This window comes from Microbacterium foliorum (assembly GCF_003367705.1).
Lineage (GTDB): Bacteria > Actinomycetota > Actinomycetes > Actinomycetales > Microbacteriaceae > Microbacterium > Microbacterium foliorum.
Window position 1 is genome coordinate 1,256,467 of the sequence record NZ_CP031425.1, and the last position, 13,879, is coordinate 1,270,345.

The 13,879-nt window shown below is 69.8% G+C and carries 16 protein-coding genes; 10 read left to right on the top strand and 6 right to left on the bottom strand.

Annotated elements, in window-relative coordinates; genetic code table 11:
• Positions 1-3: 3 nt before the first annotated feature.
• The 5 genes from DXT68_RS05705 (at position 4) to DXT68_RS05725 (ending at position 3,787) form a co-directional block, all read left to right on the top strand.
• Entirely contained in the window at positions 4-393 is a 390-nt protein-coding gene (locus DXT68_RS05705; protein ID WP_045255526.1) for a hypothetical protein, read from the top strand.
• Between the two features lie 9 nt (positions 394-402).
• Positions 403-723, top strand: coding sequence for a ferredoxin (fdxA, locus tag DXT68_RS05710; protein ID WP_042542002.1), 321 nt, complete (start codon positions 403-405; stop codon positions 721-723).
• Positions 724-726: 3 nt separating this feature from the next.
• Complete coding sequence (gene dapC / locus DXT68_RS05715) at positions 727-1,839, top strand: succinyldiaminopimelate transaminase (RefSeq protein WP_045255525.1); 1,113 nt, start codon at positions 727-729, stop codon at positions 1,837-1,839.
• A gap of 171 nt (positions 1,840-2,010) precedes the next feature.
• A complete protein-coding gene (locus tag DXT68_RS05720; protein WP_082069059.1) occupies positions 2,011-3,306 on the top strand; it encodes a citrate synthase in 1,296 nt (431 codons plus the stop codon).
• Between the two features lie 10 nt (positions 3,307-3,316).
• Positions 3,317-3,787 (top strand): SRPBCC family protein, encoded by a 471-nt coding sequence (locus DXT68_RS05725; protein WP_045255524.1) that lies wholly within the window; start codon positions 3,317-3,319, stop codon positions 3,785-3,787.
• 107 nt (positions 3,788-3,894) lie between these two features.
• Here the strand turns inward: DXT68_RS05725 and DXT68_RS05730 are convergent, their stop codons facing one another.
• Together DXT68_RS05730 and dapD are read right to left on the bottom strand one after the other, a co-directional pair.
• Positions 3,895-5,316, bottom strand: coding sequence for a DEAD/DEAH box helicase (locus tag DXT68_RS05730; protein ID WP_045255523.1), 1,422 nt, complete (start codon positions 5,314-5,316; stop codon positions 3,895-3,897).
• Positions 5,317-5,560: 244 nt separating this feature from the next.
• A complete protein-coding gene (gene dapD, locus DXT68_RS05735; RefSeq protein ID WP_045255522.1) occupies positions 5,561-6,514 on the bottom strand; it encodes a 2,3,4,5-tetrahydropyridine-2,6-dicarboxylate N-succinyltransferase in 954 nt (317 codons plus the stop codon).
• A gap of 65 nt (positions 6,515-6,579) precedes the next feature.
• On the opposite strand from dapD, the gene dapE reads away from it, so the two are divergent.
• From dapE to DXT68_RS05750, 3 genes are all read left to right on the top strand, one after another.
• Entirely contained in the window at positions 6,580-7,653 is a 1,074-nt protein-coding gene (dapE, locus tag DXT68_RS05740; protein ID WP_045255521.1) for a succinyl-diaminopimelate desuccinylase, read from the top strand.
• Positions 7,635-8,852 (top strand): hypothetical protein, encoded by a 1,218-nt coding sequence (locus tag DXT68_RS05745; RefSeq protein WP_045255520.1) that lies wholly within the window; start codon positions 7,635-7,637, stop codon positions 8,850-8,852. The genes dapE and DXT68_RS05745 overlap by 19 nt, the downstream gene beginning before the upstream one ends.
• Positions 8,853-8,948: 96 nt before the next feature.
• Entirely contained in the window at positions 8,949-9,122 is a 174-nt protein-coding gene (locus DXT68_RS05750; RefSeq protein WP_082069058.1) for a DUF3117 domain-containing protein, read from the top strand.
• 103 nt (positions 9,123-9,225) lie between these two features.
• On the opposite strand, the gene DXT68_RS05755 is transcribed toward DXT68_RS05750, so the two are convergent.
• Positions 9,226-9,861 (bottom strand): O-methyltransferase, encoded by a 636-nt coding sequence (locus DXT68_RS05755; RefSeq protein ID WP_045255519.1) that lies wholly within the window; start codon positions 9,859-9,861, stop codon positions 9,226-9,228.
• An 89-nt stretch (positions 9,862-9,950) separates the two neighbouring features.
• Here DXT68_RS05755 and DXT68_RS05760 point away from each other — a divergent pair, with 89 nt between their 5' ends.
• Both DXT68_RS05760 and DXT68_RS05765 read left to right on the top strand, forming a co-directional pair.
• Positions 9,951-10,337: a twin-arginine translocase TatA/TatE family subunit gene (locus DXT68_RS05760; protein WP_045255518.1), complete on the top strand. Its 387-nt coding sequence runs from the start codon at positions 9,951-9,953 to the stop codon at positions 10,335-10,337.
• A complete protein-coding gene (locus DXT68_RS05765; RefSeq protein ID WP_045255517.1) occupies positions 10,334-10,945 on the top strand; it encodes a hypothetical protein in 612 nt (203 codons plus the stop codon). Before DXT68_RS05760 ends, DXT68_RS05765 begins: the two co-directional genes overlap by 4 nt.
• Here DXT68_RS05765 and DXT68_RS05770 read toward each other — a convergent pair.
• From DXT68_RS05770 to DXT68_RS05780, 3 genes are read right to left on the bottom strand one after another with little or no spacing between them, the layout of a single operon-like run.
• Positions 10,942-12,060: an Mrp/NBP35 family ATP-binding protein gene (locus tag DXT68_RS05770; protein ID WP_045255516.1), complete on the bottom strand. Its 1,119-nt coding sequence runs from the start codon at positions 12,058-12,060 to the stop codon at positions 10,942-10,944. The genes DXT68_RS05765 and DXT68_RS05770 overlap by 4 nt on opposite strands.
• The gene (locus tag DXT68_RS05775) at positions 12,057-12,593 is read right to left on the bottom strand and encodes a DUF1003 domain-containing protein (protein WP_045255515.1); all 537 of its coding nucleotides are present in this window, start codon (positions 12,591-12,593) and stop codon (positions 12,057-12,059) included. Before DXT68_RS05775 ends, DXT68_RS05770 begins: the two co-directional genes overlap by 4 nt.
• Positions 12,593-13,858 carry a magnesium transporter gene (locus tag DXT68_RS05780; RefSeq protein ID WP_045255514.1) on the bottom strand — a complete coding sequence of 422 codons (1,266 nt, stop codon included), beginning with the start codon at positions 13,856-13,858 and terminating at the stop codon, positions 12,593-12,595. The genes DXT68_RS05775 and DXT68_RS05780 overlap by 1 nt, the downstream gene beginning before the upstream one ends.
• Between the last annotated feature and the right edge of the window lie 21 nt (positions 13,859-13,879).

The window sequence follows — 13,879 nt, forward strand, 5'->3', positions numbered from 1 at the left end:
CTGGTGCGTAACGGTTGGATCTCCCGGGTGCTGTCCTGGATCGCCGCGGCCCTCGTCGGCGGCGTGTTCGGTGTCGCCGGCACCATCGGCCACAGCCTGATGTGGGGCCCGCTGCCCGTCGGCCTGGTCGTCGGCGCCATCGCCTGCGCGGCGATCCTCGTGGCGATCCGCGCCCTCACGCACGACCGGGGGGCGACACTGGCCGCCGGTCTCGGGATGCTGGGCATGCTCGTGCTCATCTCGGGGGTCGGCCCCGGTGGCTCGGTGGTGGTGGAGGACACGCTGAGCGGACGGATCTGGATCTACCTCGTCGCCGGTCTCGTGCTGCTCACCGTGGCCTGGCCGCGTCTGTCTCGGATGCCGGTGGGCGATCGGACCGGCAGCGAGTCGTAGACTGGAGGGGTGACGTATGTGATCGCCCTTCCGTGCGTCGATGTCAAGGACCGCGCCTGCATCGACGAGTGCCCCGTTGACTGTATCTACGAGGGTGAACGCTCGCTGTACATCCACCCCGACGAATGCGTCGACTGCGGTGCGTGCGAGCCGGTGTGCCCCGTCGAGGCGATCTACTACGAAGACGATCTGCCCGACGAATGGCAGGACTACTACAAGGCCAACGTCGAGTTCTTCGACGAGGTCGGCTCGCCCGGCGGTGCGGCGAAGGTCGGCGTCATCGCGCACGACCACCCCATCATCGCCGCGCTCCCGCCTCAGGGCGAGTAGTCCGTGAGCGTCCGCGACCTCGCAGACTATCCCTGGGATTCCGTCGCCCCGTATCGCGAGCGGGCGGCGCTGCACCCGCGCGGGATCGTCGACCTCTCGGTGGGTTCGCCCGTCGACCCCACGCCTGAGCTGATCCGTCGGGCGCTCGCCGACGCGACCGACGCGCACGCCTACCCGCAGACCGTCGGCACGCCCGCGCTGCGCGAGGCGATCGTCGAGTGGTACCGGCGCCGCCGGGGTGTGCCCGATCTCACGACCGACAACGTGCTCCCCACGATCGGCTCCAAAGAGCTGGTCGCCCTGCTGCCCACTCTGCTGGGCCTGGGCGCGGGTGACATCGTCGTGCATCCGCGCATCGCGTATCCGACCTACGAAGTCGGTGCGCGCGTGGCGGGTGCGACGCCCGTCGCCGCCGACGAACCGGCGGACTGGCCTGAGGGCACGAGACTCGTCTGGATCAACACCCCCGGCAACCCCGACGGACGCACCTGGACGGTCGAGGAGCTGGCCGTCGCCGTCGATCGGGCACGGGAGCTCGGTGCAGTGCTCGCCAGCGACGAATGCTACGCGGAGCTCGGCTGGGACGGCCGCTGGGCGAGCGAGAGCATCCCCTTGATCCTCGACCCCCGCGTGACCGGGGGCAGCAGGGCGAATCTGCTCAGCGTCTACTCCCTGAGCAAGCAGTCCAACCTCGCCGGCTACCGAGCGGCCTTCGTCGCCGGATGCGCGCGCATCGTGGGCGAGCTGCTCACGGCCCGCAAGCACCTGGGACTCATGCCGCCGGAGCCCGTGCAGCACGCGATGGCGGTGGCACTGGGCGACGACGCGCACGTCGCCGCGCAGAAGGAGCTGTACCGGACCCGGCGTGACGCGCTGCGGCCGGCGCTGGAGGCAGCGGGCTTCCGGATCGACGGTTCCGAGGCGGGGCTGTACCTCTGGGCGACCGAGGATCAGGACGCGTGGGCGAGCATCGCGAGGCTCGCGGACCTCGGCATCCTCGCCGGTCCTGGGCCGTTCTACGGACCGCACTCGACCCGGCACGTGCGGCTCGCGCTCACCGCGCCGACCGAGCGGATCATGGAAGGTGCACGCCGTCTCCGGGAGCATGCCCTGTAGACAATCCCCCCAGACGCATCGTTCTTTTGTGCCTTGTCACAGTAGGCCGATGTGCCTACTAGGCTGTAAAGGCGATTTCGGTCGTGGATCGACGATCTCGATCCGGCCTGGCGCACAGCGCCGAGACATCGCCATATCCGGCTTTGAAGAAGAACCCACGAGGAGGTCCGCGTGAGCGCAGCGGCAGAGCAGCAGCCCATCGCGAAGCTGTCGATCGGTGAGACCACCGCAGAGTTCCCGATCGTGCGCGGCACGGCAGGGAACGACAGCATCGATCTGTCGACCCTGACGAAGCAGACGGGGTACACGGGACTCGACTACGGGTTCGTCAACACCGCATCGACGAAGTCCGCGATCACCTTCATCGACGGCGACCAGGGCATCCTGCGCTACCGCGGGTATCCGATCGAGCAGCTGGCCGGCAAGACGAGCTACCTCGAGGTCGCCTGGCTGCTGATCTACGGCGAACTGCCCTCCGCCGGTGAGCTCGCGGAGTTCGACGAGAAGATCCGTCGCCACACTCTGCTGCACGAAGACCTCAAGCGCTTCTTCTCGGCACTGCCGCACACCGCGCACCCGATGTCGGTGCTGTCGTCGGCCGTGGCCGCCCTCTCGACCTACTACGAGGGCGAGACCGACCCGCACAACCCCGAGCATGTGGAGCTCAACACGATCCGCATGCTCGCGAAGCTGCCAGTGATCGCGGCGTACGCCCACAAGAAGAGCGTCGGACAGGCATTCCTGTACCCCGACAACTCGCTCGGCTTCGTCGAGAACTTCCTGAAGCTGAACTTCGGCGTCCTGTCGGAGCCCTATGAGATCAACCCGGTGATGTCGAAGGCGCTCGAGCTGCTGCTGATCCTGCACGAGGACCACGAGCAGAACGCGTCGACCTCGACGGTCCGCCTGGTCGGCTCCACCGGTGCGAACCAGTTCGCCTCGGTCTCCGCCGGCATCCAGGCGCTCTCCGGGCCCCTGCACGGCGGGGCGAACGAGGCGGTGCTCACCATGCTCGGCCAGATCCGCGATTCGGGACAGAGCGTGTCCCGCTTCGTCGAGCGGGTGAAGAACAAGGAAGAGGGCGTGAAGCTGATGGGCTTCGGGCACCGGGTCTACAAGAACTACGACCCGCGCGCCAAGCTCGTCAAGGAGGCCGCGGGAGAGGTGCTCGCCGAACTCGGCGTCACCGACCCGCTGCTCGACCTCGCTCAGGAGCTCGAGGAGATCGCTCTCGCCGACGACTACTTCAAGGAGCGTCGTCTGTACCCGAACGTCGACTTCTACACCGGCGTGATCTACAAGGCGATGGGCTTCCCGACGCGCATGTTCACGGTGCTGTTCGCGATCGGCCGTCTGCCCGGCTGGCTCGCCCAGTGGCGCGAGCTGCAGCTCGACCCGCAGACCAAGATCGGTCGCCCGCAGCAGCTGTACACGGGTTCGCCCGAGCGCACCTTCCAGACGCTCTGACGCGGCGCACATGCCCGTCGTCAGCGCCGAGGCCGTCGTGCCTGTCGACCCGGCGACCGCCTTCGCGGTCTCCCAGCTGACCGGTGCGGTTCGGCGGCGCTGGGATCCCTTCATCAGCGAGCAGCACTTCCTCGACGGGGCGGATGTCGCGGCGAAGGGGGTGCGCACGTTCACGAGACAGCGCTTCGGCCTCTCCATGGTGAGTCGCTACGTCTCCTACGCGCCTCCCACGAACGTCGGCATGGTGATGGAGCGCGGACCCTGGTTCTTCGCGAAGCTCGGCGGAGGATGGCGGTTCACGGAGGTTCCCGAGGGAACACTGGCCGTGTGGAAGTACAACTTCTCCTGCCGCCCCGGGTGGCTGGCGCCCCTCGCGGAGTGGATCGGCGTGCGCGTGCTCGGTGCGGAGATCCGGCGGCGGCTCGACGGATTCGTCGACGGATGCTCGGACCCCGAGGTCCTGGCGGCCGTGTCGCCCTGACAGTCGCACGGGGCGGACTGCGACACGCGCGATGCCTCGCCGACACGCGGAAGGCGGGTGCGCCGATGCCTGAGCATCGACGCACCCGCCTTCTCGGTGACTGGGGGTCAGCGGCCCTGCGAGCCGCCTCGGCCGCGACCGCCCTGGCCGGCGCGGGACTGGCCGCCCTGACGGGCTGCGCCGCCCTGACGTGCTCCCGCCGTCGCTCCGCCCTGGGCTCCCTGACCACCCTGGCCGCCACGAGGGCGACGGCTGCGGCGGGACGGGGGAGTGGCGGCGGAGTTGCGCTCGCCGCCCGCAGGACGCTGCTTGGGCGCCTGGCGCTGCTGGGGGGCCTGCACCGGTGCCGGTCGCACGTGCGGGGCACGCTCCGGAACCAGCTCGGTGACCGCATCCGTGGTCACGGGCTCGAGAGCGGCAGTGATCGCGGCCTTGCGCAGCAGATCCTTCACGTCGCGACGCTGCTCCGGGAGCACGACCGTGACGACGGTTCCCGCTGCGCCCGCGCGGGCGGTGCGGCCCGAGCGGTGCAGGTACGCCTTGTGCTCCATGGGCGGATCCACGTGCACGACCAGGTCGACGTTGTCGACGTGCACGCCGCGTGCAGCGACGTCGGTGGCGACGAGCACGCGCACGCCTCCGTCGGCCGGGTCGGACGAGAACGCGCTGAGGTTGCGCTCGCGGGCGTTCTGCGACAGGTTGCCGTGCAGGTCGACCGAGGGGATCCCCGCGGCGGTGAGCTGCTTGGCGAGCTTCTTCGCCTGGTGCTTGGTGCGGGTGAACAGGATGCGGCGGCCGGTGCCGGAGGCGAGGTCGCGCACGAGAGTCGTCTTGTTGTCAGTCGAGTCGACGACGAGCACGCGGTGCGTCATCTCGCCGACGGGCACGCTCTCCTCGTCGACCTCGTGGCTCACCGCGTTCGAGAGGAAGCGGCGGGCAAGCGTGTCGATGCCGCGATCGAGGGTCGCGCTGAACAGCAGACGCTGGCCGCCGGCCGGGGTGGCGGTCAGGATGCGGGTGACGCCGGGCAGGAATCCGAGGTCGGCCATGTGATCGGCCTCGTCGAGCACGGTGACCTCGACGGCGTCGAGCTGCACGATCCGCTGCTTCATCAGGTCTTCGAGGCGGCCGGGGCACGCGACGACGATGTCGACGCCGTTGCGCATCGCGGTCTCCTGCGGACGCTGGCTCACACCGCCGAAGACGGTGGTGACGCGCAGGCCCTTGGCCTCGGCGAGCGGCGCGATGGTCGCGGCGATCTGGGTCGCGAGCTCGCGGGTCGGGGCGAGGACGAGGCCGCGCGGGTGGCCCGGACGACCCTTGCGCGGCGAGGCGGAGAGGCGGGCGACGAGGGGGAGCGCGAACGCGATCGTCTTGCCGCTGCCGGTGCGGCCCCGACCGAGGAGGTCGCGGCCGGCGAGGGAGTCGGGAAGCGTGTCGCGCTGAATGGCGAACGCCTCGGTCTTGCCGTCCTTCGAGAGGACGGCGGCGAGGTCGGCGGGCACGCCGAGATCGAGGAAGGAAGTCATGAGATATCTCCGAGAATGCACGCACGAACAGAAATGCCGGGTGCGGGAAGGTGGGCGACGGCGCGGGATCGCGCATCGTTTCGCCGTTCGAAATGGCCAGAACCAGGCAAGTGGTGCGGGAGCGTGTCGACGACGCAGACGCTTCGCAGAGCGAGGAGCGTCGGATTCACCCTAGCACGGGAGGTGCGGGGGAGCCTGGGAGCCCGGCATCCGCGGGTCGCGCGTGATCAGGCCGCCCGACGCCTCAGGCGTGCAGTGCCTCGTTCAGCGTGACACCGACCCCTGCGCGACGCACGGCCTCGACCGCACCGCTGAGGGAATTGCGACGGAAGAGCAGACCGTCATGGCCCGACAGGTCGGCGCCCTTCACCGTCTTCCGTCCGCCCTCCGGCAGCACCGGGCTGTCGACGAGCACGATCTTGGTGCCGGCCGTGACGTAGAGTCCGGCCTCGACGACGCAGTCGTCTCCGAGCGAGATGCCGATCCCGGCGTTCGCTCCCAGAAGGGTGCGCGCGCCGATCGAGACCCGATGCGAGCCGCCACCCGACAGCGTGCCCATGATCGAGGATCCGCCTCCGATGTCGCTGCCGTCGCCGACGACGACGCCCTGCGAGATGCGACCCTCCACCATCGAGGCGCCCAGCGTGCCGGCGTTGAAGTTCACGAAGCCCTCGTGCATCACCGTCGTACCCGGCGAGAGGTGGGCCCCGAGGCGCACGCGCGAGGCGTCGGCGATCCGCACCCCGGCAGGCTGCACGTAGTCGGTGAGGCGGGGGAACTTGTCGAGCCCCTGCACCTGGATTCCGGCGCGCTGCAGAAGGGGGCGCAGACGCGCCGCGTCGTCGGGATGCAGGGGACCGGCGTTCGTCCACGCCACGTTCGGCAGGTGGGCGAAGATGCCGTCGAGGTTGAGGTCGTTCGGGCGCACCACGAGGTGCGACAGCGCGTGCAGGCGCAGGTACGCGTCGACGGTCGAGGTCGGTGCGGCATCCAGGTCGATCTGCAGCTGCACGGGCTCGACGATGACGTTGCGCCGCTCGTCCGGGCCGGCCAGGGCCTCGACGCTCAGCAGCGCCGCCGCGGCGTCTCCGGCACCGGGCGCGACGGTCGACACCTCGGGGAACCAGGCGTCCAGAACCGTGCCGTCGCCGGCGATCGTCGAAAGTCCGGTACCCCACACGGTGCGTGCCTCAGTCATGCCTCCACGCTATCGCGACCCGATGCGCACACTCGCACAGATGTCGGTGTAACTAGGCTGGGGGCATGGTGCTCGATCTGACTGCGTCCTCTGTCGACCTGACCCGCGCGATCTGCGACATCCCGAGCGTCTCGGGCGAGGAGACCGCCCTCGCCGACGCCATCGAGCAGTCGGTGTCGGGATACGACCACCTCGAGGTGATCCGACACGGCAACACCATCGTCGCCCGCACGAATCTCGGTCGTGCCCAGAGGGTCGCGATCGCGGGCCACATCGACACGGTGCCGATCAACGACAACGTCCCCACCAGAGACGTCGAGATCGAGGGAGTCGCCTACCTGTGGGGGCGGGGAACGGTCGATATGAAGGGCGGCACGGCGGTGCAGCTCAAGCTCGCCGCCGAGCTCACCGAGCCCACGGTCGACATCACCTGGATGTGGTACGACAACGAAGAGGTGGAGGCGTCGAAGAACGGCCTCGCGCTGCTCGCCGCGGTGCGGCCCGATCTCTTCCAGGCGGATTTCGCGATCCTCGGCGAGCCGTCGAACGGCGAGGTCGAGGGCGGATGCAACGGCACCATGCGGGCGATCGTGCGCACGTCCGGTGTGCGGGCGCACGCCGCGCGTGCATGGATCGGTGAGAACGCGATCCATCGGGCCGCGCCCATCCTGGCTCGCCTCGCCGAGTACCGCGCCCGCGAGGTCGCGGTCGACGGTCTGCTCTATCGCGAGAGCATGAGCGCGGTGCGGATCAGCGGAGGGGTCGCCGGCAACGTCATCCCCGACGCCTGCGAGGTCGAGGTGAACTATCGGTTCGCGCCGAGCAAGTCGGCCGCCGACGCGGAGTCCCACATCCGCAACCTGCTCGCCGGCTTCGACGTCGAGATCACCGACGTGGCCGAAGGGGCGAGGCCCGGCCTCGACGCCCCGATCGCGCGGGACTTCGTCGCCGCAGTCGGCGCGGAACCTCGTCCGAAGTACGGGTGGACGGACGTCGCACGCTTCTCGGCTCTCGGCATCCCCGCCGTCAATTACGGTCCCGGCGACCCGCACCTGGCCCATCACGACGAGGAGCGGGTGCCTCTCGCGCAGATCGACGCCGTCGAGCGGGGCCTGCGCGCATGGCTCACCTCTCGTTGACCCTCACCCGCCGCTGGGCGGCTGCTCCGCCGGCGCTCAGGATCGCGCTGATCTACCTGGCGGCGCGCGCGGTCACCACGGCGATGATGGTCGCGGCAGCGCTCCAGTCGACGCCCCTGTCGAGATTCGGTGCGGACCCCGGACTCCCTGATTTCATCGTCGCATGGGACGCGCAGTGGTACTGGCTCGTGGCCGAGGAGGGGTACCCCTCCGATCTTCCGCTCACCCCGTCGGGGGATGTGGCCGAGAACGCCTGGGCATTCATGCCGGTGTTCGCCTTCGCTGCGAAGGCCATCGGATTCCTCTTCGGATCGTGGGGGATGGGCGCGTTCCTGCTCTCGTTCGCGGCAGGATACTTCGCCTGTCTCGCTCTGCATCGCCTGCTCAGAGACCGCATCGGGCACCGCGCCGCGATGTGGGCGGTGGTGTTCTTCGCCTCGGGGCCGATCTCGGCCATGTTCCAGGTCGGCTACGCCGAGACCCTGTTCCTGCTCCTGCTCTTCCTGGCGCTGGATGCCACGGTCCGCCGCCATTACGTGCTGCTGTACGTGCTCATCCCCGTCATGGCCTTCACCCGGCCCGGCATCCTCGCCGTCGCCCTCTATCTCGGACTGCACGGAATCCTGCGCTGGTGGCACCGTCGCGACGATCCTCTGCCCGTGCGGGAGGTCGTGCACATCGTCGCCCTCGGCGCCCTCGCCACGGTCTGCGGCTTCGCCTGGCAGGTCATCGCATCGGTCGTCACGGGGGACCCGGGTGCCTATCTGGCGACCGAGCTGGCCTGGCGGCGCAACTGGATCGCGGGTGGGGCGGAGGGATTCATACCGTTCGACGGGTGGATCCAGGCGTCGCAGTTCTGGTTCGCGCAATGGGGGCTGCCGACCGCGTGGGGTCCGATCGCTCTCGCGCTCCTGGTCGTGGCGACCGGGGCGGCGCTGCTGTACCTTCCCCAGGTGCGAGCGCTGGGACCCGACCTCCGCCTCTGGAGCGCGAGCTATCTGCTGTACCTGCTGGCGGTGTTCTTCCCCCAGTCGAGCACTTTCCGCCTGCTGCTGCCGTTGAGCCCGGCATGGGGAGCCTTCGCCGTGCCGCGTTCGCGCGCATGGCGCGGGGGGATCCTCGTCGCCTGTCTGGCGGGGCAATGGCTGTGGATCTACCACGTCTACGCCCTCGGCAACACGTTCTGGCAGGTGCCCTGAATGTTAAGGCTTGGTGCATTTCTTCATAGGCGACATCCAGGTTCGGGTAACACCCGATAAACTGATCGCATACCACCGGAGGAAAAGGAGCCCACGATGGCAGCGATGAAGCCGAGGACCGGAGACGGACCCATGGAGGCCGTGAAAGAAGGGCGACTCATCATCGTGCGCGTCCCGCTCGAAGGAGGCGGCCGACTGGTCGTGTCCGTGAACGACGCCGAGGCGAAGGAACTTCACGACGTGCTGGCAGCCGTCGTGAACCCCGCCTGATCTACCAGGGATCCGCGCATGCGGGTCCACGAGAAGGGCGACGGATCCTCGATCCGTCGCCCTTCTTCGTGTCCGGGATCGCGATGCTCGCGACGGCCTGGGTTCAGGACGGGCCCACGCTGATCAGCTGCAGCAGTCCCTCGCCCGAGGCGGAGACGGTGGCCAGCACGACCGGGGACTCCTGGGTCTCCTGCACGAGCGAGCGGTAGGCCGAGGTGACCTCGTCGCGCTGCACCGGGTCGGCGACGCGACCGCCGCCGAGGATGCGGGGGACCAGGACCATGCCGCCGGTGCGCACGAGCCGCAGACCGTGGGCGACGTAGTCGATGACGTTCTCGGCGTCGGCGTCGACGAGGACGATGTCGTACGAGGCCTCGTTCATGCGGGGCAGGACGTCGGCGGCGCGGCCGGTGATGAACCGCGCCCGCGTCGCAGGGATCCGCGCGTCGGCGAATGCCTGACGGGCCGCGGCCAGGTGCTCGGGTTCGTTGTCGATCGAGGTCAGCACCGCCTGCGGCGCCCCGCGCAGCAGCCAGAGCCCCGAGACCCCTGCGCCGGTGCCGATCTCGACGATGGAACGTGCGCCGGTGGCCGCGGCGAGCACGGCGATCTGCGAGCCGACGGCGGGGCTGACGGGTGCGGCACCGAGCTCGAGGGCATGGGCGCGGGCACGGGCGATCGGCGCGGGCTCGACGATGGACTCGCGGATGAAACGTGCGTTCGCATCGTTCTCGCTCATTGCCTGGTTCTCCCGACTCGGATGTGTGTTCTCCCAGGGTATGCGCTCGGTGCGCGGCGTCAGGGCAGGCGCGGCGGTAGCCTGGACAGATGCAGTTCGGGATCACCTTCGAGAAGCTGCTGCTGATCGGTCTGATCGCCGTGCTGTTGGTCGGACCGGAGCGGCTGCCGCGCTATGCAGAGAGCGTCGCGAAACTCGCGCGCCGTGCGGGCGAGTTCCTGCGCGACACCAAGTCACGGGTCCGTGACGAGATGGGCCCCGAGATCGACGACGTCGATTGGCGCAAGCTCGATCCGCGCCAGTACGACCCGCGGCGGATCATCCGCGATGCGCTCTTCGAGGACGATGCGTCACCGGGGCCGGCGCGCGCCGACGCCGTGGTCGCCGAACCCGCGGTGAAGCCCGTGAGCACGCCGAGGGTGCGCCCGGAGTTCTCGATGTCGAGCCCCCCGCCGTACGATCCCGAAGCCACGTGACGCGGACGCTCGATCCCGACCGGCTCCGCAGCCGGCACAGGATGGCGTTCGTCGCGGCCGCCGTCTGCGCCGTCGCCGCGGTCTCGATCTGGACCCTGTGGGTGCTGCCCATCGTGCGGTCGATCGACGCCGCCGAGGACGTGCCTCTCGGGACGACGACGGTCGTCGACCTCGAGGAGGGGGAGCGCGTCGGCATCTGGGCCAGTGGCATCTCCGCGTCGCTGGGCACCATGGACTGCCGGGTGCTCGGTCCTGACGGCGAGGAACGTCCGCAGCGGGGCCCCGGTGCGGTGAACTGGGACGACGTGCTGTGGTGGATGACGCCTCGGCCGGGGTTCGTGCAGTCGTCGCAGTTCACCGCGGCGGAGCCCGGTGCTCACCGTGTGACCTGCCGGGACTCGCTCGACATGTACGACGGACGGTTCCTCGTGGCGGGTGACTCGATCGGACAGGGCAGCATCGGGCTCGGCCGCACCGGGGGCGCGGACTTCGCCCAGGGGACGCTGCTGGCCATGGGAGCGGTGATGTGCCCGCCTCTGGCCGTGCTCCTGCCGCTCGTGACCCTGGTGACGAGACTGATCACCCGTCGGCGCGCGGGTCGCCCCTAGCCCAGCGTCATCGGCAGCGAGCGGCCGACGAGACCGCGGCCCTGCGTCGCCAGCGTGCGGGCGAGTTCGCGGATCGCGACGGCTGCGGGATCGTCGGAGTCGTCGAGCACGAGGGGAAGACCGGCGTCGCCGCCGGCACGGAGTGCGGGGCTCAGCGGTATCGACGCGAGCAGGGGCGTGGGGGCCGTCTCCGACAGCGCCGCCGCGACCGCCGCGCCGCCGCCCGAGCCGAACAGATCGACGACGGTGCCGTCCGGAAGCGTGAAGGCGCCCATGTTCTCGACCACGCCGATCACCCGCTGACCCGTCTGGCGGGCGACGAGACCGCTGCGGATCGCCACGTCCGATGCGGCGGCCTGAGGGGTCGTCACCACGAGCACCTCGGCGTGCGGCAGCAGCTGGCCGATGGAGATGGCGATATCGCCGGTTCCCGGAGGCATGTCGATCAGCAGGATGTCGAGGTCGCCGAAGAAGACGTCGGTCAGGAACTGCTGCACGGTGCGGTGCAGCATGGGTCCTCGCCAGGCCACGACCGCCTCGCCGTCGCGCAGGAACATGCCGATCGAGATCGTCTTCACGCCGTACGCCACCGGCGGGAGCATGAGGTCGTCGATCCTGGTCGGCTGCGTGCCGGCGGGGATTCCCAGCAGACCCGGGATCGAGAAGCCGTGCACGTCCGCATCCACGAGACCGACGGCGAGTCCCTGGTCGGCGAGGGCCACGGCGAGATTGGCCGTCATCGTCGACTTTCCGACCCCGCCCTTGCCGCTCGAGACCAGGATGACGCGGGTGAGCGAATCGGGACCGAACGGCATCTGCCGCGGTGCGCGGCCGGCGCGGAGCTTCTCGGTGAGGGCTTTGCGCTCGGTCGGCGTCATCACGCCGACCTCGACGTCCACCTCGCGGATACCGGGCACCGATGCGGCCGCAGCGCGCACATCCGACTCGATCCGCGCGGCGGCGGGGCACCCGACGATCGTGAGCACGATACCGACGCGGGCGCGGCCGTCGTCGACCGTCACGTCGCGCACCATGTCGAGGTCGCCGATCGGGCGTCGCAGCTCGGGGTCCGTCACCGCGGCGACGGCCGTGGTGACGGCATCCGCGGTGCTCATGAGGAGGATCGACCGCCGGTGCGCGTGTCGCCGGGGGCCTCATCGGCATCACCCAGCTCGGCGAGCATGGCCTTCAGCTCCTGACGCAGCACGTCGCGCGTCACCACCTGGTTGTTCTTCTCCTCGAGCGCCATGCGCAGGGCGACGATCTCTCTTGCGAGGTACTCCGTGTCGGCGAGGTTGCGCTCGGCACGCTGACGGTCCTGCTCGATCTGCACCCGGTCACGGTCGTCCTGGCGATTCTGTGCGAGAAGGATCAGGGGTGCCGCGTACGACGCCTGCAGCGACAGCATCAGGGTGAGGGCCGTGAACCCGAGTGCGGCGTCGTCGAAGCGCAGGCTCTCGGGCAGCAGGGTGTTCCAGCAGATCCAGGCGACGCAGAACAGCGTCAGCATGAGCAGGAACGCCGGCGTTCCCATGGCGCGCGCGACCCATTCGGTGAACCGTCCGAAGCGGTCGCGCGACGTGGGTCGCGATCGCACCGTGCCCCGGCCGAGGGGTGCGTCGAGGCGCGGCGAGCGCGAACGGGCCATCAGCGCACCTCCTTCGGCACGCGGGGCTCGTCGCTGTCATGCGTGCGCCAGTCGTCTGGCAGGAGGTAGTCGAGCACGTCGTCGATGCTGATGGCGCCGACGAGGCGGTGCGCGGCGTCGACCACCGGCAGCGACACGAGGTCGTAACTGGCCAGCATCCTCGCGACTTCGGCCGCCGATGCCGTCACCCTGACCGGGTCGAGGCTGTCGTCCATGATCGCGCCGAGGCGCTCGTGCGGCGGATACCGCAGCATCCGCTGGAAGTGCACCATGCCGAGCAGGCGACCGGTGGGCGTCTCGAACGGCGGGAGCGTCACGAACACGGCCGCGGCGAGGGCGGGGTGGAGCTCGTGCCGACGGATCAGCGCCAGCGCCTCGGCGACGGTGGCGTCGGCGGAGAGGATGATCGGCTCGGGGGTCATCAGGCCACCCGCGGTGTCGGGGCCGTAGCGCAGCAGCATCCTGACGTCTTCGGCCTCCTCGGGCTCCATGAGCTCGAGGAGCTGCTCCAGACGGTTCGGCGGAAGCTGCGCGAGGAGGTCGGCCGCGTCGTCGGGCTCCATCTGGTCGAGGATGTCGGCGGCGCGCTCGTCGCCGAGGCGATCGAGGATGTGCACCTGCTCGTCTTCGGGCATCTCCTCGAGGGCGTCGGCGAGACGGTCGTCGGACAGCTCCTCGGCCACCTCGATCATGCGCTGCTGAGGCAGATCGAGCAGGGTGTTGGCGAGGTCGGCGGCGTGCAGCTCCGAGTAGGACGCGACGAGCTGCTCGGCGGACTGCGACTCGCCGGGGGAGCGCTGCTCGGCGACCTCGTTCCACGCCGCGAAGGTCGTCGGTCCCTTCGCGAAGGGAGAGGCGCTGGTCTTCGGCCGCCGCAGGAAGAGCTGGCTGATCGCCCACTCGCCGAGACGGTTCGGCTCGATCGCGACGTCTTCGATCACCGCGGACCCGCCGCCCTCGACGAGGCTGACGCGACGGCCGAGCAGCTCCGCCAGCACGCGCACCTCACCGGCGCGCGGCGAGAACCGCCGCACGTTGATGAGACCGGTCGTGATGACCTGCCCGGCGCGGATGGAGGTGACCCGCCCGATCGAGAGGAACACATGTCGGCGACCGGGGATCTCGACCACGAGCCCGATGACCCGGGGTGCCGCGGTACTTCGGTACACGATGACGACATCACGGACTTTGCCGAGCCGGTCGCCCACGGGGTCGAAGACGGCGCACCCTGCAAGGCGCGCGGCAAATACCCGTTGTGTGCTCACCCGTCCAGCGTAGTGCGCGGG